The 21,078-nt window shown below is 71.7% G+C and carries 20 protein-coding genes and 1 riboswitch; of the genes, 8 read left to right on the forward strand and 12 right to left on the reverse strand.

Annotated elements, in window-relative coordinates:
• The first annotated feature begins 108 nt into the window (after positions 1-108).
• Positions 109-849, forward strand: coding sequence for a GntR family transcriptional regulator (locus tag AB0H88_RS16720; RefSeq protein WP_357645197.1), 741 nt, complete (start codon positions 109-111; stop codon positions 847-849).
• On the opposite strand, the gene AB0H88_RS16725 is transcribed toward AB0H88_RS16720, so the two are convergent.
• From AB0H88_RS16725 to AB0H88_RS16745, 5 genes are read right to left on the reverse strand one after another with little or no spacing between them, the layout of a single operon-like run.
• On the reverse strand, positions 793-1,440 hold the full coding sequence (locus AB0H88_RS16725) for a DedA family protein (protein WP_357645199.1): 648 nt from the start codon (positions 1,438-1,440) through the stop codon (positions 793-795). The genes AB0H88_RS16720 and AB0H88_RS16725 overlap by 57 nt on opposite strands.
• Positions 1,441-1,496: 56 nt before the next feature.
• Entirely contained in the window at positions 1,497-4,286 is a 2,790-nt protein-coding gene (locus AB0H88_RS16730; protein WP_357645201.1) for an FAD-binding and (Fe-S)-binding domain-containing protein, read from the reverse strand.
• An 11-nt stretch (positions 4,287-4,297) separates the two neighbouring features.
• On the reverse strand, positions 4,298-5,305 hold the full coding sequence (locus AB0H88_RS16735) for an alcohol dehydrogenase catalytic domain-containing protein (protein ID WP_357645203.1): 1,008 nt from the start codon (positions 5,303-5,305) through the stop codon (positions 4,298-4,300).
• Complete coding sequence (locus AB0H88_RS16740; protein ID WP_357645205.1) at positions 5,305-6,165, reverse strand: fumarylacetoacetate hydrolase family protein; 861 nt, start codon at positions 6,163-6,165, stop codon at positions 5,305-5,307. The genes AB0H88_RS16735 and AB0H88_RS16740 overlap by 1 nt, the downstream gene beginning before the upstream one ends.
• 55 nt (positions 6,166-6,220) lie before the next feature.
• Positions 6,221-6,991 carry an IclR family transcriptional regulator gene (locus AB0H88_RS16745; RefSeq protein WP_357645207.1) on the reverse strand — a complete coding sequence of 257 codons (771 nt, stop codon included), beginning with the start codon at positions 6,989-6,991 and terminating at the stop codon, positions 6,221-6,223.
• 355 nt (positions 6,992-7,346) lie between these two features.
• On the opposite strand from AB0H88_RS16745, the gene AB0H88_RS16750 reads away from it, so the two are divergent.
• Positions 7,347-7,712 carry an STAS domain-containing protein gene (locus tag AB0H88_RS16750; protein WP_357645209.1) on the forward strand — a complete coding sequence of 122 codons (366 nt, stop codon included), beginning with the start codon at positions 7,347-7,349 and terminating at the stop codon, positions 7,710-7,712.
• 8 nt (positions 7,713-7,720) lie between these two features.
• On the opposite strand, the gene menD is transcribed toward AB0H88_RS16750, so the two are convergent.
• Together menD and AB0H88_RS16760 are read right to left on the reverse strand one after the other, a co-directional pair.
• Positions 7,721-9,379, reverse strand: a complete 1,659-nt coding sequence (gene menD, locus AB0H88_RS16755) for a 2-succinyl-5-enolpyruvyl-6-hydroxy-3-cyclohexene-1-carboxylic-acid synthase (protein ID WP_357645211.1) — start codon at positions 9,377-9,379, stop codon at positions 7,721-7,723.
• Complete coding sequence (locus tag AB0H88_RS16760) at positions 9,376-10,320, reverse strand: o-succinylbenzoate synthase (RefSeq protein ID WP_357645213.1); 945 nt, start codon at positions 10,318-10,320, stop codon at positions 9,376-9,378. The genes menD and AB0H88_RS16760 overlap by 4 nt, the downstream gene beginning before the upstream one ends.
• Before the next feature lie 48 nt (positions 10,321-10,368).
• Between AB0H88_RS16760 and AB0H88_RS16765 the strand changes: the two genes are divergently transcribed.
• The 3 genes from AB0H88_RS16765 to AB0H88_RS16775 all read left to right on the forward strand — a co-directional run bounded on the left by AB0H88_RS16765 (position 10,369) and on the right by AB0H88_RS16775 (position 13,406).
• Positions 10,369-11,505 (forward strand): AMP-binding protein, encoded by a 1,137-nt coding sequence (locus AB0H88_RS16765; RefSeq protein ID WP_357645215.1) that lies wholly within the window; start codon positions 10,369-10,371, stop codon positions 11,503-11,505.
• 46 nt (positions 11,506-11,551) lie between these two features.
• Positions 11,552-11,899: a hypothetical protein gene (locus tag AB0H88_RS16770; RefSeq protein ID WP_357645217.1), complete on the forward strand. Its 348-nt coding sequence runs from the start codon at positions 11,552-11,554 to the stop codon at positions 11,897-11,899.
• 172 nt (positions 11,900-12,071) lie between these two features.
• On the forward strand, positions 12,072-13,406 hold the full coding sequence (locus tag AB0H88_RS16775; RefSeq protein ID WP_357645219.1) for an RNA polymerase sigma factor: 1,335 nt from the start codon (positions 12,072-12,074) through the stop codon (positions 13,404-13,406).
• 48 nt (positions 13,407-13,454) lie between these two features.
• On the opposite strand, the gene AB0H88_RS16780 is transcribed toward AB0H88_RS16775, so the two are convergent.
• Entirely contained in the window at positions 13,455-13,853 is a 399-nt protein-coding gene (locus AB0H88_RS16780; RefSeq protein WP_357645221.1) for a hypothetical protein, read from the reverse strand.
• 113 nt (positions 13,854-13,966) lie between these two features.
• Here AB0H88_RS16780 and AB0H88_RS16785 point away from each other — a divergent pair, with 113 nt between their 5' ends.
• Both AB0H88_RS16785 and AB0H88_RS16790 read left to right on the forward strand, forming a co-directional pair.
• Positions 13,967-14,527: a TetR family transcriptional regulator gene (locus AB0H88_RS16785; protein WP_357645222.1), complete on the forward strand. Its 561-nt coding sequence runs from the start codon at positions 13,967-13,969 to the stop codon at positions 14,525-14,527.
• Between the two features lie 203 nt (positions 14,528-14,730).
• Entirely contained in the window at positions 14,731-14,928 is a 198-nt protein-coding gene (locus AB0H88_RS16790; RefSeq protein WP_225292822.1) for a DUF5999 family protein, read from the forward strand.
• A 39-nt stretch (positions 14,929-14,967) separates the two neighbouring features.
• Here AB0H88_RS16790 and AB0H88_RS16795 read toward each other — a convergent pair whose 3' ends face one another.
• Positions 14,968-15,558 (reverse strand): alpha/beta family hydrolase, encoded by a 591-nt coding sequence (locus tag AB0H88_RS16795; RefSeq protein ID WP_357645224.1) that lies wholly within the window; start codon positions 15,556-15,558, stop codon positions 14,968-14,970.
• A gap of 82 nt (positions 15,559-15,640) precedes the next feature.
• Here AB0H88_RS16795 and AB0H88_RS16800 point away from each other — a divergent pair, with 82 nt between their 5' ends.
• Positions 15,641-15,994 (forward strand): hypothetical protein, encoded by a 354-nt coding sequence (locus AB0H88_RS16800; protein ID WP_357645226.1) that lies wholly within the window; start codon positions 15,641-15,643, stop codon positions 15,992-15,994.
• 72 nt (positions 15,995-16,066) lie between these two features.
• On the opposite strand, the gene AB0H88_RS16805 is transcribed toward AB0H88_RS16800, so the two are convergent.
• The 3 genes from AB0H88_RS16805 to AB0H88_RS16815 all read right to left on the reverse strand — a co-directional run bounded on the left by AB0H88_RS16805 (position 16,067) and on the right by AB0H88_RS16815 (position 20,933).
• On the reverse strand, positions 16,067-16,876 hold the full coding sequence (locus AB0H88_RS16805; protein WP_357645228.1) for a tetratricopeptide repeat protein: 810 nt from the start codon (positions 16,874-16,876) through the stop codon (positions 16,067-16,069).
• A 318-nt stretch (positions 16,877-17,194) separates the two neighbouring features.
• A complete protein-coding gene (gene gcvP / locus AB0H88_RS16810) occupies positions 17,195-20,032 on the reverse strand; it encodes an aminomethyl-transferring glycine dehydrogenase (protein WP_357645230.1) in 2,838 nt (945 codons plus the stop codon).
• 154 nt (positions 20,033-20,186) lie between these two features.
• Positions 20,187-20,279: riboswitch (glycine riboswitch) on the reverse strand.
• Positions 20,280-20,312: 33 nt separating this feature from the next.
• Positions 20,313-20,933 (reverse strand): MerR family transcriptional regulator, encoded by a 621-nt coding sequence (locus AB0H88_RS16815; protein WP_357645232.1) that lies wholly within the window; start codon positions 20,931-20,933, stop codon positions 20,313-20,315.
• Between the last annotated feature and the right edge of the window lie 145 nt (positions 20,934-21,078).

Raw genomic sequence — 21,078 nt, forward strand, 5'->3', positions numbered from 1 at the left:
ATGCCAGGATTGTCCTCGTCCTATCATGTCAAGACAGCAGATTGTCATGACCTACCGGCTACTCGCGAGATTTGTCAGGACATTCTGACCTGGGTTAACCTGATCAGCATGACCGCGAACCTGGCGATCGACCTGGACCGCTCCAGCCCCGTGCCGCTCTACTTCCAGGTGGCCGAGCAGATCGCCGAGGCGATCCGGCGAGGCGACCTGGCGCCCGGCTCCCGGCTGGACAACGAGATCCTGCTCGCCGACAAGCTGGGCCTGTCCAGGCCCACGATCCGCCAGGCCATCCAGTATCTGGTGGACAAGGGCCTGCTGGTGCGCAAGCGCGGTGTCGGCACCCAGGTGGTGCACGGGCAGGTCAAGCGCTCGGTCGAGCTCACCAGTCTCTACGACGACCTGCGCCGCTCGGGCCAGGAACCGGCGACCCAGGTCCTCGCCCTGGAGCCCCGGCCGGTGAGCGAGGAGATCGCCGCCGTCCTCGGCGTCGAGCCCGGCGTCGACGTGCTCTACCTCGAACGACTCCGCTTCGCCGCTGGCGAGCCGCTGGCCGTGCTGCACAACTGGCTGCCGCTGGGCCTGGCCCAGCTGACCGCGGCCGACCTGGAGGGCCGCGGCCTGTATGAGCTGCTGCGCGGCGCGGGCGTGCGGATGCGGGTGGCCAACCAGCGCATCGGCGCCCGCGCGGCGAACCAGGCCGAGGCCAAACTGCTGGACGAACGGCGCGGCGCCCCGCTCCTGACCATGCTCCGCACCACCTACGACGACCAGGGCAGGGCCGTCGAGCACGGCTCACATGTCTACCGGGCCTCGCTCTACTCCCTCGAGGTCACCCTGATCGAGCGCTGAGGCCGCGCGCCGCTTGACGAACCAGGTGGTGGCGATGCCGCCCAGCACCGCCGCCACGAGCCCCACCCACGAGAAGCCCTTCAGCCACTTCTCGGCGACCATGCCGAGATAGAAGATCACCGCGGTGGTGCCACCCGCCCAGACGATCCCGCCGAGCACGTTGGCGACCAGAAACCTCCAGTACGGCATGCGCAACGCCCCCGCCAGCGGCCCGGCCAGGATGCGCAGCAGCGCGATGAAGCGCCCGACGAACACGGCCCACACCCCGAACCGGTCGAAGTAGTGCTCGGCCCTGCCGATATGGCGGGGCCCGAAATGCTTGGGGAAGCGCCGTCCGAGCCGCTCGAACAGCGGCCTGCCGCCCTTGCGGCCGATGGCGTAGCCGATGGAGTCGCCGACGATCGCCCCCGCGCTCGCGCAGACGCCCACCCACACGGGGCTGACGACGCCCTTGGCGGCCAGGAGCGCGGCGCTGACCAGCACGATCTCGCCGGGCAGCGGGATGCCGAGGCTCTCGACCCCGATCACCAGCCCGACCAGGGCACACAGCCACGCGGGCGGGATGGCCTGCAGCAGTTCGTCGATGTGCACCCAGCAACCCTAGCCCGGCGGGCCGCATGCCGCCCGCCATAGGCGGACCTCCATCTTCAGGCGGTGGCCTGGTCGAGGAGTTCGAGCAGGTGGTGGTACGGCTTGCCGGTTGCGCGGGTGAGGCCGAGTTCGCAGGTGCGGTTGACCGAGGCGTGCGCGGCGAAGTCGCCGACTCCTACGGCGGCGGCTTCGGCGCGGGTGGCCGAGGCGGTGAGCTCCGGGTGGAGCAGGCCGCGGTCGCCGGCGAAGGCACAGCACTGCCACCCGTCAGGGACGACCACCCGCTCGGCCACCGCTTCGGCGATGCGGGTGATGGCGGCGTCCAGGCCGAGGCGGGTGGAGGAGCAGGTGGGATGCAGCGCCAGGGAGGGGCGGCGGCGGTGCACGGTCAGGCGGGGCAGGAGCTGCTCGGCGGTGAAGGCGACCGCGTCGATCACCTGGAGGGCCTCTCCCAGCGATTCGGTCAGGCGGTGGAAGCCCTCGGTGCAGGAGGCGGCGTCGCTGACGACCGGGATCCGGCCCTCGCCGGTGGCTTCAAGCAGACTATCGCGGACGCGGCGGGCCATGACGTCATGGCCGTCGGTGTAGCCCTTGGACGACCAGGGAGTGCCGCAGCACAGGCCGCCGATCCCCTCCGGGACGTGCAGCCGCACGCCCGCGCGCGCGGCCAGGCGGGTGAAGGCGGACATCACGCCGGGGCCGCCGTCGGCGGGGGCGAACAAGGTGTTCAGGCAGGACGGGACGTACACCGCGTCCGCGTTCCGCACCGGATCCGGCCGGCGGCGCTTTCCGCCCTTCGGCAGGTCACGGGTCCACCGCGGAACGGCCTCGGGGCCGGCGACGGCGCGGGCGGCGCGGGCGGCCGCCTCCGGGAGACGGGGCGGGACCGCCTTGGCCGTGTCCAGCGCCAGGTCGAGCGCGCCGGTCACCCCGCTCCAGTGCTTGGCGGCGGCCTTCCAGCCCTTCTGGGCCAGGCGGCCGTGACGCTCGCCGCGCAGACGCTTGGTCAGGTCGCCGGTGTTGATCAGGACCGGGCAGGCGGTGGCGCACATGCCGTCCACCGCGCAGGTGTCCACGGCGTCGTAGCCGTACTCGGCCTCCAGCTGGCGGACGAGGGCGTGGTCGCGGGCCTCAACCGCGGCGGCCAGCTCGCGGCGCAGCACGATGCGCTGGCGCGGGGTGGTCGTCAGGTCGCGGCTGGGGCAGACCGGCTCGCAGTAGCCGCACTCCACGCACCGGTCCACCTCGGGCTCGACGGTGACGACGGCCTTGAGGTCACGCAGGTGCGCGTCGTCCCGGTCGGTCAGGACGACGCCGGGGTTGAGCGCGCCGGCCGGGTCGCACAGGCGCTTGACCTCGCGCATCACCTCATACAGCTCCTCGCCGTACTGGCGGCGCACGAACGGGGCCATGACGCGGCCGGTGCCGTGCTCGGCCTTGAGCGTGCCGCCCCGGGCAAGGACGGCCCGCACCATGTCCTCGGTGAAGTCGGCGTAGCGCTCCAGGTCGGTGTCGAAGCGCTCGTTGAGCATGAAGTGCAGGTTGCCGTCCTTGGCGTGGCCGAAGATGACGCTGCGCTCGTAGCGGTGCTCGGAGAACAGGGCGATGAGCTCGTCGCACAGGTCGGCCAGGGCGGGCACCGGAACGGCGACGTCCTCCAGCAGGGCGGTGGTGCCGCTGGGGCGGGCGCCGGCGACGGAGGCGTACAAACCCTTGCGGATATGCCACAACGCCGCCCGGCCGCCCGCCTCCCTGCTCAACCGAGCCGGGGCGGACAGCGCCAGCCGCGGGAACAGCTCCTCGGCCGTCCGTTCTCGTTCGGCCAGCAGATCCGGCTCCGATTCCTGCCATTCGATCAGCAGCGCGGCGTGCTCGGCGACGGCGAGTGTGCGCAGCACGTCGTCGGCCTTGGGGTCGGTCTGGGCGACGCGCAGGGATTCGGCGTCCAGCAGTTCGACGGCGGCGGGCGTGGCGGCGACCAGGCCGGGCATCGCGGCCATGGCCTGGCGCAGGGTGGGGAAGACGAGCAGGCCGGTGGCGGCCAGCCGGTGGGCGGGGACGGTGCGCAGCACCGCCTCGGCCACGAAGCCCAGGGTGCCTTCGCTGCCGATGACCAGGTGGGCCAGGATCTGTGCGGGCGATGAGTGGTCGAGGAAGCTGTTGAGGCCGTAACCCATGGTGTTCTTCAGCGAGAACTGGGCGGTGATGCGGCCTACCGAGCCGGGGTTGCCGCGCACGCGGTCGCGCAGCCGTTCCAGCCCCTCGGCGAGCGCGGGCTCCAGGGCACGCAGCCGCTCGTCGGCGTCGGGGGCGCCGGTGTCGATGACGGTGCCGCTGGGCAGCACCACCGTCATCGACTCCAGCGTCCGGTACGTGTTGGCGTGGGTGCCGCACGTCATGCCGCTGGAGTTGTTGGCCACCACGCCGCCGATCGTGCACGCCGACTCGCTGGCCGGGTCCGGGCCGAGCTTGCGGCCGTAGGGCGCGAGGCGGGCGTTGACCTGCCGCAGCACCGCGCCGGGTTGCACCCGTACCCGCGCCCCGTCGTCCAGCACCTCGATGCCGCGGAAATGCCGCCGGGTGTCGACGAGGAGGTGCTCGCTGACCCCCTGCCCGCTCAGACTGGTGCCGCCGGAACGGAAGGTGAGCGGCAGGCCCGTACGCAGCAGCGCCGCCACCTGCTCCGCGCTCTCGGGCACCAGCACCGCCTGCGGCGTGAGCAGGTAGTGCGAGGCATCGTGTGCCATGCCGAGCCGGTCGCTGGCTCGGGTGCGGGCGATCCCGGGGACGGCTGCCTCCACCGCCGACAGTACGGCGGGATCGGGGACGGGCATGGTGCTGCTCACGCGTGCTTCTCTCACAGTCGCGGATCGATGTGGATCTTCGGGCCGGGCCCGGCGTCGTCGGGCCGGTGCCCGGCCAGGACGTCGGCCGTCGCGTCCAGGCCCACCGTGGCGCCCACCAGCGGGCGGGCGTCCAGCGAAGCGTCGGCATAGGCGGCGATGGCGCCCGCCAGCCCGGCCGAGCCGCCGAGGATGCCGACGGCGGTGACGTCCCGGAGCAACAGATCGCGGGTGTCGAGAGTACTCGGTGTCCCGGCCAGGCCGATGTAGACGACGCGTCGCGCGGGCTCGACGAGGTCGAGCGCCAGGGCGGGCAGCTGCGGGGCGTTGGAGGCGTCGACCACGGCATGCCACGGCAGCTCGGGCAGTGTCTCCCGGGTCCAGACGCCGGTGAGGCCGAGGGTCCGCGCGACATCCGGGGTGTGCAGGCCCATCAGGTGCGCCTCCACCCCTTCGGCGCGGGCGAACAACGCCACGAGCAGCCCGATCGCGCCCGTGCCCAGGACCAGCAGTCGCTCCCCCGGCCGCAGCCCGGCGGCGCGGAAGGCCCTGAGCGCGTTGGCGCCCGGCTCGACCAGCGCGCCGAGTGTGGCGTCCATCGTGTCGGGCAGCGCGTGCAGGGCCGTGGCCGGCAGGGCGAGCCGCTCGGCCAGCGCTCCGGGACGGCCGCGGCTGATGCCGATCTCGACCATGTCGGCGCAGACGTGGTGGTGGCCGGCCCGGCAGCGGTCGCAGTGGCCGCAGCCGAGCATGGTGTCGCCGGTGACCCGGCGGCCCAGCCAGCCGCCGTCCACCCCCTCGCCGACCGCGCTGACGACCCCGGTCCACTCGTGGCCTGGGCGCAGCGGGTACCAGGAGCGGCCGGTGCGCAGGTAGCTCATCTCGCCGGTGAACAGCTCCACGTCGGTGCCGCACACGCCGGCCCGCTCGACGTCGACGACCACCTCGCCGGGGGCGGCGAGCGGTGCCTCGACCTCCTGGACCTCGGCCTTGCCCGGGCCGGTCAGGACGAGGGCGCGCACTAGCGGGGCCCTGCGACCAGCTGGCGCTGGCTGCCGAGCCCGTCGATGCCGAGCTCCATCACATCGCCGGGCTGGAGCCAGATCTGCGGGTCGTGGCCCATGCCGACGCCCGGCGGGGTGCCGGTGTTGATCAGGTCGCCGGGCTCCAGCACCATGAACTGGCTCAGATGGTGCACGATGACGTACGGATCGAAGATCATCGTCTTGGTGGTGCCCGTCTGGCGGCGCACGCCGTTGACGTCCAGCCGCATACCGAGGCCGGTGACGTCGGCGATCTCGTCAGGGGTGACCAGCCAGGGGCCGGCCGGGTTGAAGGTCTCGGCGGACTTGCCCTTGCTCCACTGCCCGCCGCGCTCCATCTGGAAGGCGCGCTCGCTGACGTCGTTGACCACGCAGTAACCGGCGATGGCCTCACGCGCCTGCTCGACCGAGTCCAGGTAGGAGGTACGGCGGCCGATGACGATGCCCAGCTCCACCTCCCAGTCGGTCTTCGTCGAGCCGCGCGGGATGCGCACCTCGTCGTAGGGGCCGATCAGCGTGTTGGGCGACTTGGTGAACAGGATCGGCTCGTCCGGGACGGCCTGCCCGGTCTCGGCGGCGTGGTCACTGTAGTTCAGGCCGATGCACAGGATCTGGTGCGGCCGGGCGATCGGCGCGCCGACGCGCTCGCCGGCGAACCGCGCCACCTGGCCGGCGGCGATACGTTCGGCGACCGGTCCGGCCAGCAGGGCCGTGCCGCCGGAGCCGAAGAAGCGCTCGTCGAAGTCGGGCGTCAGGTCAGAGACGTCCACGTAGTGGGTGTCGTCCACGCGGACGACGGGCTTTTCGGCGCCGGGGGCGCCGATGCGCATGAGATACAAGATCAGTCTCCGTGAATCGGCAGGATTTCTTCCATGGCGTTGGCGGGCTCGGACCTCACGACGGGTCCTTGCCGTAAACGATGGCGTGGATGGCGGGCAGGTCGGCGATGAGCTTGTCCAGCGGCGTGCGGTAGGCCAGGCCGCTGACGCTGATCGCGCCGCTGGGCACGGCGGGTGAGTTCAGGTACGCCGGAACCGCCAGGCAGTTGACGCCCGGCTCGTTCTCCTGGTCGTCGACGGCGTAGCCCTGCGCGCGGACGCGTACCAGCTCGGCGTGCAGTTCCTCGGCCGTGCCGACGGAGCGTTCGGTCCGCCGCTCCAGCGCCCGGCCGCCCGCCCACGCGCGCACCGCGTCCTCGTCCGGCAGGAGGTGAGAGAGCAGCATCTTGCCGACACCGGTGCAGTGGGCCGGGTTGCGCCCGCCGACGACCGAGGTCAGCCGTACCGCGCCGGCGGCCGGGTCCAGCTTGGAGCGGTAGACGACCGAGGTGCCCTCCAGCACCGCGTAGTGCACCGTCTCGCCGTACCGCTCGCACAGCGCCTTGAGGATCGGGGTCACCCGGACGTGGTCGGGCCGGGCCTCGTGGTGGGCGAAGGCCATCCGCAGGAACTCATCCCCCAGTACGTACTGGCCGTGGCCGTTCTGGGTGGCGAACCCGGCGCGGCGCAGCGCGGCCAGGGCGCGATGCGCGGTCGGCTTGGGGCTGGCCACCGCGCGGGCCATCTCCTCCAGGCCGATCCCGTCGGGGTGGCGGGCAAGCTCGGCCAGCACCGCCAGCACCCGGTCGGACCCGACGAGCTTGGGCTCATCCGTAGGCTCGGACATGATTCCGAATGTTAGACCATCATTCCAAGCAGGAAGTTGCCCCATCCGGAGGCGCCCGACGGAGCAGTTAGTGGACCGTGGTCATCATTTCTGGCTGGTATCGCAGCTCTTGACCCTGCGAGCGCCAAAGGACTTGTACACTTCGTTCTGAAAGCACACAGTTACACAAGGTAATAATCCACACATCTAGTGCAAATCGCATCTGCGATTCCTCGTGGCGTCCGGACCCCGCGCCACGTCAGATGTCGAAGTCGGCGGCTGGGCATGTCCCCGGACTCGTGAGGGTCCTGATGGGGAGAAGGCTCCACAGTCGGCAGATGTTCCAGTGTGGGAACACAACAGGGGAGCCGAGCACATGGAGCCACTGCACCTGACGACAAGCCGTCAGGGGGCGAAAGTTATCGTGCACGTCTCCGGGGAGCTGGACATCGCCACCACCTCGGTGCTGCGCGATCACCTGCTCGACATCCTGAGGGAGACCTTCAACGGACACCGGAAGATCGACGAAGTCGTCATGGAGCTGAGCGGGCTGTCGTTCATCGACGCGGCCGGCCTGGGCACTCTGGTGAGCATCCAGGATCACGCGCGGCGCAACGCCATACCGTTGCTGCTGTCCGGGATCCCCCCGCAGGTCGACCGGCTGCTCCTGATCACCGGGCTCAACCACCACTTCCCCACCCGCCCGCCACCACCCGGGCCCTACACCCACATGCAGGACTGACGCCGCGCTCAGGTCACGCAGTCCCGGATCGCGGCGTGGGCGGCCTCGCGCAGGCGGGCGTGCACCACGGCGTTCGCCTCCCGGTCCGTGCGCACCTCCACCAGGCGCGGCCCCTCGCCGCGCAACGCCTTGGGCAGGTCGGACAGGTCCTCCACCAGCTGGTACGGGGTGCCCGTCGAAGCGGCCACATAACCGAGATCGACGCCGTGCGGCGTGCCGAAGACCCGCTCGAACGGATCCCTGACCGCCGCCTGCGGCAGCAGCGAGAAGATGCCGCCGCCGTTGTTGTTGACCACCACGAGACACAGGTCGGGCCGCGGCTCCCGGGGGCCCAGGATGAGGCCGTTCTGGTCGTGCAGGAACGACAGGTCGCCCATGAGCGCGTACGACGGCCCGTTGTGCGCCAGCGCCGCCCCCATGGCCGACGACACCAGCCCGTCGATGCCCGACGCGCCCCGGTTGGCCAGCAGCCGCAGCCCCCGCCGGGGGCGCATCGCCTGATCCAGGTCGCGGATCGGCATCGAGGAGCCGCAGAACAGCAGCGCCCCGTTGGGTATCGCGTCGACCAGGTCGCGGGCCAGCCGGGGCTCGCTGGTGCCCGAGGCGTCGAGCACCTCGTCGATGGCCGACCTGGCCGCCTGGTCGGCCTGCCGCCAGGCGTGCAGCCACGTGTCGTCACCCGAGGCGACGGGGATCTCCACCGCCTGCGCCACCTGTGTCGCCGACCGGGTCGGATCGGGCCAGCGGTCGAGGTCGGTGGCGACCACGATGTGCTCCCCGGCCCGCCGGAGCCACGACAGCAGCGGCCGCGACAGCCCGGGACGGCCGAGCGTGACCACCACGTCGGGGCGGTGGGCGTCGGCGAACTCAGGCGTGCCGAGCAGGTAGTGGTAGGTGGACACGGCATGGTCGCCGTAGCGTCCGCCGCCGTTCGGCTCCGACACCACCGGCCAGCCCGCCATGCCGGCCGCGGCGACGTAGCGGCGGACGTTCGCGGCGCCGTCGCCGACCACCAGCACGCCGCGCCTGGTCGGCGGGATGTGCAGGGCGATGGGTGGCGGCGCGACCCGGGCGCGCACCCAGGGGCCGTTGGCGTCGGAGCCGAGCGACTCGCACCACGAGGTGTCGCCGTCGGGGATCAACGGCTCCCTGAACGCCAGGTTCAGGTGCACCGGCCCCGGAGCGGCGGGCCCGGAGGCGCGCTGGTAGGCCCGGCAGGCCAGCGATCGCCAGTAGGCGACCTGCCCCGGCCGGTCCTCGGGCACGCCGACCTCGGCGAACCAGCGGATCGCCGAGCCGTACAGCTTGATCTGGTCGATCGTCTGGTTGGCGCCGGTGCCGCGCAGCTCGGGCGGGCGGTCGGCGGTGAGCACGAGCAGCGGGACGCCCGACTCGCTCGCCTCGACGACGGCCGGGTGGAAGTTGGCGGCGGCGGTGCCGGACGAGCAGATCAGCGCGACCGGCCGCTCGGCCCGCCTGGCCAGGCCGAGCGCCAGGAAGGAGGCCGACCGCTCGTCGATGCGCACATGCAGCCGCACCCGCGACTCGGCGTGCAGCGCCAGCGCCAGGGGGGCCGAGCGCGAGCCGGGCGCGACCACGACGTCGGTGAGGCCGCAGCGCACCAGCTCGTCGACCAGGACCGTGGCCAGTGCGGTAGCGGGGTTCACAGTGACGCCTCCTGCATCCGGCGAAGCCACGAGGGAGATTCAATCTCAAATGCTGACAAAAGCTGAAAATTCACCGCAGGACGTCGTACGGCCAGCCGCCCGTCCACGGGCACCAGCGAATCGTCCACCACATCACCCGTGAGCAGCGGCATCGTGCCCAGCCCGCACGCGTAGGGCAGCTCCGGCAGCGCCGCGGCCAGCGCGAGCCCCGCCGCCAGCCCCACCGAGGTCTCCACGGCGCTCGACACCACGGCGGGCAGCCCGCACGCCTCCACCACCCGCAACGCGTTGCGCACCCCGCCGAGCGGCTGCGCCTTGACCACCGCGATGTCGGCCGCCTCCGCGGCCCTGACCCGCAGCGGGTCCTCGGCGCGCCGGATCGACTCATCGGCCGCGATCGGCACATCGACCGCCCGCCGCACCGCCGCCAGCTCCTCGAGCGTGGCACAGGGCTGCTCGGCGTATTCCAGGTCGAAGCGGTCGAGCTCCTTGAGGTGGCGTACGGCCTCGCCGACCTCCCAGGCGCCGTTGGCATCCACGCGCAGCCTGCCCGCCGGGCCGAGCGCGTCACGCACCGCCTCCACCCGCGCCAGGTCCTCGGCGAACGTCTGACCCCGCTCGGCCACTTTGACCTTCGCCGTGCCGCAGCCCGACCCGCGGACGAGCTCGAAGGCCTGCTCGGCGGCCACGGCGGGCACGGTCGCGTTGACCGGCACGCTGTCGCGCACCGGCTCCGGCCAGCCCTCGAAGGCGGCCTCGCGGGCGCACGCCAGCCAGCGGGCGCACTCGCGCGGACCGTACTCGGGAAACGGCGAGAACTCGCCCCAACCGGCCGGACCGTGCAGCAGAACCCCTTCCCTGACGGTCTGACCCCGGAAACGGGTGCGCATCGCGACCCGGAAGACGACGGGAGCCCGGAAATGCACGGGAGAACGCGTCACGACCCTCCCTGCACCGCTGACCGACCTGTCGCCATTAACCTTACGAGCATGTTGAGGAAGCCGTCGCATCCGGACCGGCCGTTGCACGCCGTGGTCGGACCCCCGGGACCCGAGCTCTTCGCGGCGATCCGTGATGCCCTGTCCGGCGACGGCCCGGCGATCCTGCCCCTGCCTGACGCAAGCGCCCCCGGCGCGCTCCGCCCGACGCACGTCAACGGCGCCCGCCAGGACGACGGCGAGGGCGTGCCCGACGACGTGGCCGTGGTCATCGCCACCAGCGGCAGCACGGGAGCGCCCAAGGGCGTGATGCTGTCGGCCACCGCGTTGCGCACCTCGGCGGCCTCCTCACTGCGCCGCCTGGAGGCGGTCAAGGGCGAACGCTGGCTGTGCTGCCTGCCGACCTCCCACGTGTCGGGCTTGCAGGTGCTGGTCCGCGCCCTGCTCTGCGAGAGCGAGCCGATCATCCACCCACGCTTCGACCCCCACGAGGTGCTCGCCTCGGGCGCCGACCACGTGTCGCTGGTGCCGACCCAGCTCCACCGTCTGGTCGAACTGAACGCCGACCTGTCGGTCTTCCGCTCCATCGTGCTCGGCGGCGCCGCCCCTCGGGCCGGCCTGCTCGCCGAGGCTCGGGCGCTCGGCGCGCGGGTGGTCACGACGTATGGGATGAGTGAGACGAGCGGCGGCTGCGTGTACGACGGCCGGGCCCTTTACAATGTAGATCTCAAAATCGGCGACGACGGGCGCATCCGCGTCGCCGGCCCGGTGCTCTTCTCCGGCTACCGTTTCGGCGAGCCCGCCCCCTTCGACGGCGACTGGTACGTCACCTCCGACCTGGGCGAGCTGACCGGGGGCCGGCTGCGCGTGCTGGGCAGGGCCGACGACGTCATCAACACCGGCGGCGAGAAGGTGGTGGCCGCCTCGGTGGCCGAGGTGCTCGGCGGCCACCCCGAGGTGGCCGACGTGGCCGTGATCGGCCGGCCGGACCCCGAATGGGGAGAGATCGTGGTGGCCGTCGTGGTGCCCGCCGACCCCGCCGGCCCGCCCACGCTGGACCAGCTCCGCGCCTACTCCACCGACCGGCTCCCCGCCTACGCCGCGCCGCGCCAACTGCGGCTGATGTCCCGTTTGCCGCTGCTAGCGAATGGTAAAACGGATCTCGTTCGCCTTAGGACAGGAACCTGATGAGTTGCGGGTGCGTCTTATGGAGGAGAGCAAGGAGGGAGCCTTCATGAACCAGACCCGCAAGATGTGGGCATCCGCGGCGGTCGTCGGCGTGATCCTCGTCGGCGGAGCCTCAGTCGCGGCGGCCGCCTCGGCGGGCAGGCTCGACAGGGTCGGCAAGGAGACCAGAGCAGTGGTGGAGAAGGAACCGTCCGCCCAGCCGCCGTCCGTTCAGACCGATCAGCTTTCGCAGCTGACCGTCTCGCCCGCGCCGAGTGATGGCAACGTGGTGTCCAAGGAGCTCAACCAGGACCCGCAGAAGGTCATCGAGTATTGGACGGACAAGCGCATGGAGGACGCCCAGCCCATGCCCATGCCCGAGGTGAAGCCAGGCGAGTTCACCACCGGGGAGTGACGCTCCTCGCGTGTGGGGTGGGTCACCTTTAGGGCGGTCCGCCCCTTTTTTGTCCGTCCGGGAACAAATAGCGCTGGACGGCGTTATTGATACTGGTGCGCCGAGCGGCCGCAGCCGCCCCACCACAATCTTGGTCTGATCGAATTCGACTCCGTATGGAGGAGGTGTCCTCATGCCCCGAACCGCCGTGGCGACCCCATCCACGACCCTCGACCAGCTGATTGACCGAGGGCGAGCGCAGGGTCACCTCTCCTTGGCGGAGCTGCGTGACGCGTTCGCCGAAGCCGGCCTCAGCCCCTCGGACGGCCGTTCGATCCTGCGCGAGCTCACCGAGGCAGGTGTCAGCCTCGCCGCCGAGAACGAGCCGTCCCTCGGGAAGGCGGCCGCACGCAAGACCACCCGTAAGACCACGACCAAGCGAGCGAAGTCTACCCGCTCGAAGGCCGCGGAGCCAAAGACGGAGTCCGCGGAGCGGTCCGCCCAGCCCGCCGCGCAGGACGAGGACGCCCCCGACGACCTCGTGCTGAGCCCGGAGGCCGCGGCCTCGGACGAGCCCGAGCTGGAGTCCGAACCGATCGACCTCGACGACAACCAGTCGGTCATGGGCGACTCGGTCCACACCTACCTCAAGTCGATCGGCCGCCGTACGCTGCTCACCGCCGCCCAGGAGGTCGAGCTGGCCAGGCGGATCGAGGCCGGCCTGTACGCGGAGTACAAGCTGGAGACCCACCCCGGCCTGTCCGCCGCCGCCCGCGACGACCTCGAGCTGGTCATCGATGACGGCAGGGCGGCCAAGGACCACATGCTGGAGGCCAACCTCCGGCTCGTCGTCTCGGTCGCCAAGAAGTACACCGACCGCGGCATGTCCCTGCTCGACGTGGTCCAGGAGGGCAACCTGGGCCTGATCAGGGCCGTGGAGAAGTTCGACTACACCAAGGGCTTCAAGTTCTCCACCTACGCCATGTGGTGGATCAGGCAGGCCATCCAGCGCGGCTTCGCCGACTCGGCCCGGACGATCCGCCTGCCCGTACACGTGCTGGAGATGCTCTCCAAGCTGTCGCGCATCGAGCGCGACATGCACCAGAGGCTGGGCCGCGAGCCCACGCCCGAGGAGCTGGGGATCGAGCTCGACAAGACCCCCGACCAGATCGAAGAGCTGCTGCGCACCAGCCGCCAGCCCATCTCGCTCAACGCGACGATCGGCGAGGACGGCGAGACCACGATCGGCGACCTCATCGAGGACGTCGACTCCCCCGAGGCGTCGGAGATCGTCGACCGCCAACTGCTGGGCGACCAGCTGCGCGGCGTGCTCGGCAACCTCACGCCGCGCGAGGCGAAGATCATGGCTCTGCGCTTCGGCCTGGTCGACGGCAAACCGCACACACTCGACGAGATCGGCAAGCACCTGGGCCTGACCCGGGAGCGCATCCGGCAACTCGAGAAGGAATCGCTTTCGAAGCTGCGCCACCCGAGCAATACCCGCCCCTTGCTCGACTGGGCCAGCTGATCCGCGACGAAGCCCCGGCACTCCTCGTGCCGGGGCTTCGTCATGTCCCTAGCGGACGGCGGGCACCGGGCGCGGCACGCGCGGGATGCCCCACAGCCGGTTGTCCTCGCGCAGCGTACGCAGCCGATCCACCTCGGCGGTCCACGTGGCCCCCGTGGGCGTCGCCTTGGCCTTGCGGCGGGCGATGCGGTCGTCGTAGGCCTTGACCCCGAACGTGGCCCGCTGCCCGCTCTCGGCCGCCCGCAGCGCCTCGCTGAGCGCCTTGTCGAAGGCCACTCCGGCGGCCAGCAACTCGAGCTCGTCCGCGGCGGCGGCCCGCAGGTCGCGCAGCGTCCCCTCGGCCAGCCTGGCCCGGTCGAGCAACTCGGGGTAGCTCTTGGAGATCTCCACGTCCGCGTGGTAGCGGACCTCAGCCTCGCGGCTCACCCGCGGCCGGAAAAACGCCATCGACTCTGCCCCTCATCCCAATCGGCTCGTATCAGGCGACCAGGGTACGCCCGAGCGCGACACGCTCCATAATCGGACCCGCGTTGCGCCCTTTACATAGTAAGATGATCTCCATGCCCGCCAAGAGACCGCCCGTTCCCCTCTCCCGCGAGCGCATCATCGACGCCGCCCTCCACATCGCCGACTCCCAGGGGCTCAGGCGCCTGACGATGCGCAGGCTCGGCGACGCCCTCCAGGTGGAGGCCATGGCCATCTACCATCATCTGCCCCGGGGCAAGGAGGCGCTGATGGACGCGCTGGCCGAGCACGTCACCGCCGTCCACGTGGAGCAGGGCCCCACCTGGCAGGACACGGCCAGGGCGTGGTGCCGGGCCGGTCGCGAGCTGCTGCGCGAGCACCCCGGCGTCCTGGCGCTCGCACTGACCAAACCGCCCAAGGGCGGCACCGCGCTGGCCATCAGGGAGCAGACGGAGCAACTCGCCGACGCGGGCCTGAACGACGCGCCGGAGGCCGTACGGGCGCTGCGGGCCTTCGTGTTCGGCAGCGTCGCGGTCGAGGTCCAGCAGTCCGGCTGGGCCGACCCCGAGGTCGACGAGTGGACCAGGCGCGACGAGCGCGCCGACGTCGACTTCGAGCGTGGTCTCGACGCCTTGCTGAAGGGCTTGCAAAGCTAGTGGGCGTGTCGAGCTTGGACCGTTATCCTGTATAAGGCACGCTGTGTCGAAGGTCACACTTTCGCATCCTCCTGTAACAGTCCTAACGGACTATGTCCGAACGTGTGACATACGCCGCACACTTGAAAGAAAGACAACACCCAAGCTGTTCCCGCCCCTTTCCGACCTGCGGGAGCCATTCACGAGATATCGGAGGCACGCCGATGTGCCCGCACGACCCGGCCTGTCCGGCAGCCGAGGCGCCCGACCGCGAGGCCGCACGTACCCTCGCCTGCCACCCCGAGCAGGGGTGGAGCCTTCTCTGCAACGGCGTCGTCCTCTTCGAGGACACCGGGGAGCTCCTGCCTGGCGGCACCGTCATCGCTCCGCACCGCCCGGATCCGCTCGTCGGCGCCGCCTGAGCCGCGACCCGCTCGTCGGCGCCCCCTGGGGCACGCCGTTCACCCATAGCCGACGATCCATTCGGCGACCACCTCGCCCACCCGGGCGGGGTTCTTCTTCAGGTCGTGCCCTTCGCCCGGCAGCACAACCAGGCGTGCCGCGTCGGCGGCGTCGGGCACGCCGAACGGATCCCGCTCCCCATTGACCACCAGCACGTCCACGCCCGCCTCGCGCAGCTCGCCGGCCCTCGACTTCTCGGGCCTGCCCGGCGGGTGCAGCGGGAACGCGAGTGCCACCACCGCGACCGCGCCGACCACCTCGGCCGTACGGCAGGCCACCCTGGCCCCGTTGCTCCGGCCGCCCTGCACCAGCGGCAGCCCCGGCCATCGCGCCCGCAGCTCGCCCAGCACGACCTCCCACGCCTCGTCCTGCCGGACGGCCGAGCCCGGCGCCCGCGCCCCCGCGAGCCGGAACGGCTGCGTCACCCTGGCCACCACGGCCCCCGCCTTCAGCGCCGCGTCGCGCACCGCCAGCAGATCGGGCGCGTCCACTCCCCCGGCCGACCCGTGCGTCAGCACCAGCAGCAGCCGGGGCCGCTCCACCTCGTCGAACTCGACCTGCGCCGGGCCGCGCGGGGTCATGATCCGCATGTCAGAACCGTACCTGGGGATGAGTTCACCATGGCCCTCAGGGCTGATGACGGCGTGCCGCGCAGCCGCGATGATGAGCCTCATGCCAGACATGCGCCCCATCCGCGAGGATCTGCAGGCGACGCTCGACGCCCGCCGCGACCTCGGCCCCGAATACGAAGCCGCCCTGGTCGAGTCGTTCGTGGAGCGGCTCGACGCCACGATCGCCGCCCGGGTGCGCGCCGAGCTCCAGGCCCACGGCGCCGGTCCCGGTCCGAGCAGGTCCAAGAGCCCGGGGGCGGCGATGATCCCGATCGCGCTGGGGTCGATGGGCATCGGCATCCCGCTGACGGCCATCGCGGCCTCCCGCGGAGGCGGGTTCGGCTTGGCCATCGCCTGGTTCGCCATCGTCCTGATCAACGTCGCCGCAGCGGCCGCCATCATGCGCCGCGGCTGACTCCCGCGCGGCCGCCCCCGGCCGCTGGAGGGTGCTCGGTCCTACGAGGCGCTCGCGTGAGGGAGAGGTCGGTCAGGTGTCGCGGTCGTAACGCAGCCGCACCTCCGCGGCCAGCGTCTCGTCCTCGTGCTCCAGCCCATAGGTCCAGACGCGGCCCGCGTCGTCGACGCGGCCACGCAGCGGCAGGGTCCTGGCCAGCAGCTCGATGGCCAGCCCGCTCGTCGGCGCGTCGCCTCCGTCCTCCACCGCCCCGGCGAACTCCGCGCACGCGAGCTCCAAGTGCGCGATGCCGAGCTGCACCCGCAGCCGGGCCACGTCCTCCTGGGAGGCCACCTCGAGCGCCTCCAGCAGCACCTCGGCCGCCTCTCCCGGCTCGCCCCGCTCCAGCAGCAGCTCGGCCAGTTGCTGCGCGGCGTGCGCACCGACGTCCGGCCCGGCGTCCGGCCCGGCGGCGGCCAGCGCGGCCCGCAGCTCGTCCTCCGCCTCGTCGTAGTCGCCCGCCAGCACGGCCAGCCGGGCCAGGGCGAGACGCGCCAGCGGGACGTAGGCGGCCGTGCCGACACCCAGGACCGCCTGCCACGCTCCCCTGGCCTGCTCGGCGCGGCCCTCGCGCTCGAAGCCCTGCGCGAGGTGACAGGCCGCCTGAGCGGCGAACTCCGGATGGCCGGTGGCCAGCGCGACCCGGGCGGCCGCCCGGGCCCCCTCCGGGTCGCCCCGCTCGTCGAGCACGACGGCCAGGCCCACGGCGGCCTGCGCCCGGTCGGGCTCTTCGGGGTCGGCGGCCAGCTCGCTGAGTATGGCCGCCGCGCCGTCGAGATCACCGTGCTCGGCCAGGCGGCGAGCGGTGTCGAGAGGCGGGACCTGCAGCTCTGAGAACGTCAAGAGAGCTCCTTAGGCGACGGTCGGACCGAGCCTAACGAGTTCCGGTGATCATGTCTTCTCACTGGCCACGTTCAGCCTGGGTGGCGGGAAAAAATCCCAGAAAACGGGCGTAGCCCTCCCCGCCGAGCACAACGGCGGAGAGGGCCACGGTCACGCGAACGTGACGGCCGGATCAGTCACGGACCCAGACAGCCGGGCTAGTCACGGACCCCGACAGCCGGGCTAGTCACGGACGCAACAGCCGGATCAGTCACGGATCCGGCAGCCGGGCGAGTCAGGGACCCGACAGCCGGATCGGTCGTGGACGCGGCGGACAGGTCAGTCCTCGTACGCCTCCAGCGGCGGGCAGGAGCAGACCAGGTTGCGGTCGCCGTAAGCCTGGTCGATGCGCCGCACCGGCACCCAGTACTTGCCCTCCCGCAGCGACGGCAGCGGGTAGACCGCCTCGGTACGGCTGTAGGGGTGGGCCCACTCGTCGGCCGTGGCGGCCTCGGCGGTGTGGGGGGCGTTGCGCAGCGGGTTGTCGGCGCGGTCGTAGGCGCCCGAGGCGACCCGCGCGATCTCGCCCCTGATGGCCACCATCGCGTCAACGAACCGGTCGAGCTCGGCCAGGTCCTCGCTCTCGGTCGGCTCGATCATCAGCGTGCCGGCCACCGGGAAGGACATGGTCGGCGCGTGGAAGCCGTAGTCGATGAGCCGCTTGGCCACGTCGTCGACCGTGACGCCGGTCTCCTTGGTGATCTGCCGCAGGTCGACGATGCACTCGTGGGCCACCAGGCCGCCGCGCCCGGTGTAGAGCACCGGGTAGTGCGGGGCCAGCCGCCGGGCGAGGTAGTTGGCCGACAGGATCGCCTGCTCGGTGGCCGCGGCCAGGCCATCGCCGCCCATCATCCTGACGTAGGCCCAGGAGATCGGCAGGATGCCCGCCGAGCCGTACGGGGCCGCGGCGACCGCGCCGACCGGTGAGCCGGGGCGCAGCGGGTGGCCCGGCAGGTAGGCGGCCAGGTGGCCGCGGACCGCGACCGGGCCGACGCCGGGGCCGCCGCCGCCGTGCGGGATGCAGAACGTCTTGTGCAGGTTCAGGTGGGAGACGTCGGCGCCGAACTCACCCGGCTTGGCCAGCCCGACCAGCGCGTTGAGGTTGGCCCCGTCGACGTAGACCTGGCCGCCCGCATCGTGCACCTTGGCGCAGACCTCGGTGATCGTCTCCTCGAAGACGCCGTGCGTCGACGGGTAGGTGAGCATGATCGCGGCCAGCGCGTCGCGGTGCTTGTCGATCTTGGCGTCGAGGTCGGCCAGGTCCACGTTGCCCTCGGTGTCGCAGGCCACGACCACGACACGCATGCCGGCCATGACGGCGCTGGCCGCGTTCGTGCCGTGCGCGGAGGACGGGATGAGGCAGATGTCGCGGTGCTCGTCGCCGTGGTCGCGGTGGTAGGCCCGGATCGCGAGCAGCCCGGCGAACTCTCCCTGGGACCCGGCGTTCGGCTGGATGGAGACCGCGTCGTAGCCGGTCACCTCGGCCAGCCACTCCTCCAGGGTCTCGATGAGGTGGCGGTAACCCGCGGCCTGCCCGACGGGCGCGAAGGGATGGATCCCGGCGAACTCCGGCCAGGTGATGGGCTCCATCTCGGTGGTCGCGTTCAGCTTCATCGTGCAGGAGCCGAGCGGGATCATGGACCGGTCGAGGGCGATGTCCTTGTCCTGGAGTCTGCGCAGGTAGCGCAGCATCGCGGTCTCGGAGTGGTGGCTGTGGAAGACCGGGTGGGTGAGGTAGCCGGACTCCCGCCTCAGCGCGGCGGGCAGCGTGTCCAGCCCCTCGTCGGTGAGGAGGCCGGCCACCGGCCCGCTGACGCCGAAGGCGGCGGCGACCTGCTCGAGGTCGGCCGCCGTGGTCTTCTCGTCGCAGGCGACGGAGACGTGGTCGGCGTCGGCCTGCCACAGGTTGACGCCGCGTTCGGCGGCCTGCCGGACGACCTCGGCGGCCCGGCCGGGCACCCTGGCCAGCACGGTGTCGAAGAACTCCTGGTGGACGACCTCGACGCCGCCGCGGCGCAGGCACTCGGCCAGCGCGGCGGCGTGCCGGTGCACGCGGGCGGCGATGCGGCGCAGCCCGTCGGGGCCGTGGTAGACGGCGTACATGCCGGCGATGACGGCGAGCAGGACCTGCGCGGTGCAGATGTTGCTGGTGGCCTTCTCGCGCCTGATGTGCTGCTCGCGGGTCTGCAGGGCCAGCCGGTAGGCGGGCGCGCCGTCGGCGTCGACGGAGACGCCCACCAGGCGGCCGGGCATCTGCCGCTGCAGTCCTTCGCGTACGGACATGTAGGCGGCGTGCGGCCCGCCGAAGCCGAACGGCACGCCGAAGCGCTGCGAGGAGCCGATCGCGATGTCGGCGCCGAGCTCGCCCGGCGCGGTGACCAGGGTCAGCGCGAGCAGGTCGGCGGCGGCCACGACCAGCGCGCCCGCGGTGTGCGCCCGCTCGGCCACGGCGCGGAAGTCGCGCAGCCGGCCGGAGGCGCCCGGGTACTGGACGAGCACGCCGAAGCATTCGGGCAGCTCGCCGTCGAGCGCGTCCTCGATGAGCGTGATGCCCAGCGGCTCGGCGCGGGTGGCCAGCACCGCCTTGGTCTGGGGCAGCGCGTCGGCGTCGACGACGAACACGTCGCTCTTGGACTTGCCCGCGCGCCTGGCCAGCGTCATCGCCTCGGCGGCGGCCGTGCTCTCGTCGAGCAGGGAGGCGCCCGCGACGTCGAGCCCGGTCAGGTCGGAGACGACGGTCTGGAAGTTGAGCAGCGCCTCCAGGCGGCCCTGCGAGATCTCCGGCTGGTAGGGGGTGTAGGCGGTGTACCAGCCCGGGTTCTCCAGCAGGTTGCGGCGGATCACCGCCGGGGTGATCGTGTCGTGGTAGCCCAGGCCGATCATCGAGGTGAGCACCCGGTTGCGGCCCGCGATGGCCCGCAGCTCGGCGATGACCTCGCTCTCACTGGCCGCGGCGGGCAGTGAGAGCGAGTCCTTGATCCTGATGGACTCGGGGACGGCCACCGCCACCAGGTCGGCCACGGACTCGAATCCCACGGCCTCGAGCATGCGCTGCTGCTCGGATTCGGACGGGCCGATGTGCCGGGTCGAGAACGGCGGAGCTGACAGATCGGTCATGGAGGTGCCTCCCGAGGGCTATGGAGACCGGCGCCTGGGCGCGGGCGAGTGCCGGATCTCCCCCTCTGTCATGGCGACCTGAGAGCTTCACCCCATGAGGGCTTGCACCGTCGGTGAGGCGCGCCTGGCGGGCGTGCCTGCTTTCCAGAGTTGCCTACCCCGAGCGGTACGGGTGCCTGAGAGATTCCGGGGAGGGTTGCTCCTTCGGCGCCCCGGGACCAGCCCGGGACTCTCCCGCAGGGGGTCGTCAGCCTTGCGCTCTAAGGTTACTACCGTATTGCTACCCTATGCGGCGCGCCCGCCGCCGCTGGGCCAGCTCGTCAGCGGGGTGGTCGGCCGGGACGCTGTCCTCGACCGCCGCTCTTTCCCCCGGCAGCTCCGCGAGGGAGCCCTCGACCTCGCGCCAGACCCGGCCGAGCGCGATGCCGAACACGCCCTGGCCGCCCTGGAGCAGATCGATCACCTCGTCGGCCGAGGTGCACTCGTAGACGCTGACGCCGTCGCTCATGAGCGTGATCTGCGCGAGGTCGCCGACCCCGCGGTCACGCAGGTGTTGCACGGCCGTACGGATCTGCTGGAGGGAGACTCCGGTGTCGAGGAGCCGCTTGACGACCTTGAGCACCAGGATGTCGCGGAAGCTGTAGAGCCGTTGGGAGCCCGAGCCGTGCGCGGCTCTTATCGTCGGCAGGACCAGCTCCGTGCGCGCCCAGTAGTCGAGCTGCCGGTAGGTGATGCCGGCCGCCGCGCACGCCGTCGGGCCGCGGTATCCGATGTCACTCGGCAGTGTCGTGGGCTGCTCGTCGAAGAGCAGGCCCTGCTCTCCGGCACGCTGCCGCGCACTCTCACGCCGCACCGGATCTTCCTGGCCGGCCGTCTTTCCCTCGCCGCTGCTGACCGCCACGCGGACCTCCGGCTTTCTCTCATCCCGTGGCCTGATCTGGGGGTTCGTAAAAGCGCGGCCACGGGTTTCACTTGCACCGTAGGACCGTGACCATGTGCAGTCAACGATCCGGCTCGGCGCGTCGTGAAGCGTAAATGCACTGAAA

The organism is Nonomuraea sp. NPDC050680 (assembly GCF_040654555.1).
Taxonomy (GTDB): Bacteria; Actinomycetota; Actinomycetes; order Streptosporangiales; family Streptosporangiaceae; genus Nonomuraea.

Bases quoted from the DNA above. Each gene is read 5' to 3' on its own strand.
- AB0H88_RS16720 (WP_357645197.1), top strand. From the start codon at position 109: ATGACCGCGAACCTGGCGATCGACCTGGACCGCTCCAGCCCCGTGCCG.
- AB0H88_RS16745 (WP_357645207.1), bottom strand. From the start codon at position 6,991: ATGTCCGAGCCTACGGATGAGCCCAAGCTCGTCGGGTCCGACCGGGTG.
- AB0H88_RS16750 (WP_357645209.1), top strand. From the start codon at position 7,347: ATGGAGCCACTGCACCTGACGACAAGCCGTCAGGGGGCGAAAGTTATC.
- AB0H88_RS16765 (WP_357645215.1), top strand. From the start codon at position 10,369: ATGTTGAGGAAGCCGTCGCATCCGGACCGGCCGTTGCACGCCGTGGTC.
- AB0H88_RS16770 (WP_357645217.1), top strand. From the start codon at position 11,552: ATGAACCAGACCCGCAAGATGTGGGCATCCGCGGCGGTCGTCGGCGTG.
- AB0H88_RS16775 (WP_357645219.1), top strand. From the start codon at position 12,072: ATGCCCCGAACCGCCGTGGCGACCCCATCCACGACCCTCGACCAGCTG.
- AB0H88_RS16780 (WP_357645221.1), bottom strand. From the start codon at position 13,853: ATGGCGTTTTTCCGGCCGCGGGTGAGCCGCGAGGCTGAGGTCCGCTAC.
- AB0H88_RS16785 (WP_357645222.1), top strand. From the start codon at position 13,967: ATGCCCGCCAAGAGACCGCCCGTTCCCCTCTCCCGCGAGCGCATCATC.
- AB0H88_RS16790 (WP_225292822.1), top strand. From the start codon at position 14,731: ATGTGCCCGCACGACCCGGCCTGTCCGGCAGCCGAGGCGCCCGACCGC.
- AB0H88_RS16795 (WP_357645224.1), bottom strand. From the start codon at position 15,558: ATGCGGATCATGACCCCGCGCGGCCCGGCGCAGGTCGAGTTCGACGAG.
- AB0H88_RS16800 (WP_357645226.1), top strand. From the start codon at position 15,641: ATGCCAGACATGCGCCCCATCCGCGAGGATCTGCAGGCGACGCTCGAC.
- gcvP (WP_357645230.1), bottom strand. From the start codon at position 20,032: ATGACCGATCTGTCAGCTCCGCCGTTCTCGACCCGGCACATCGGCCCG.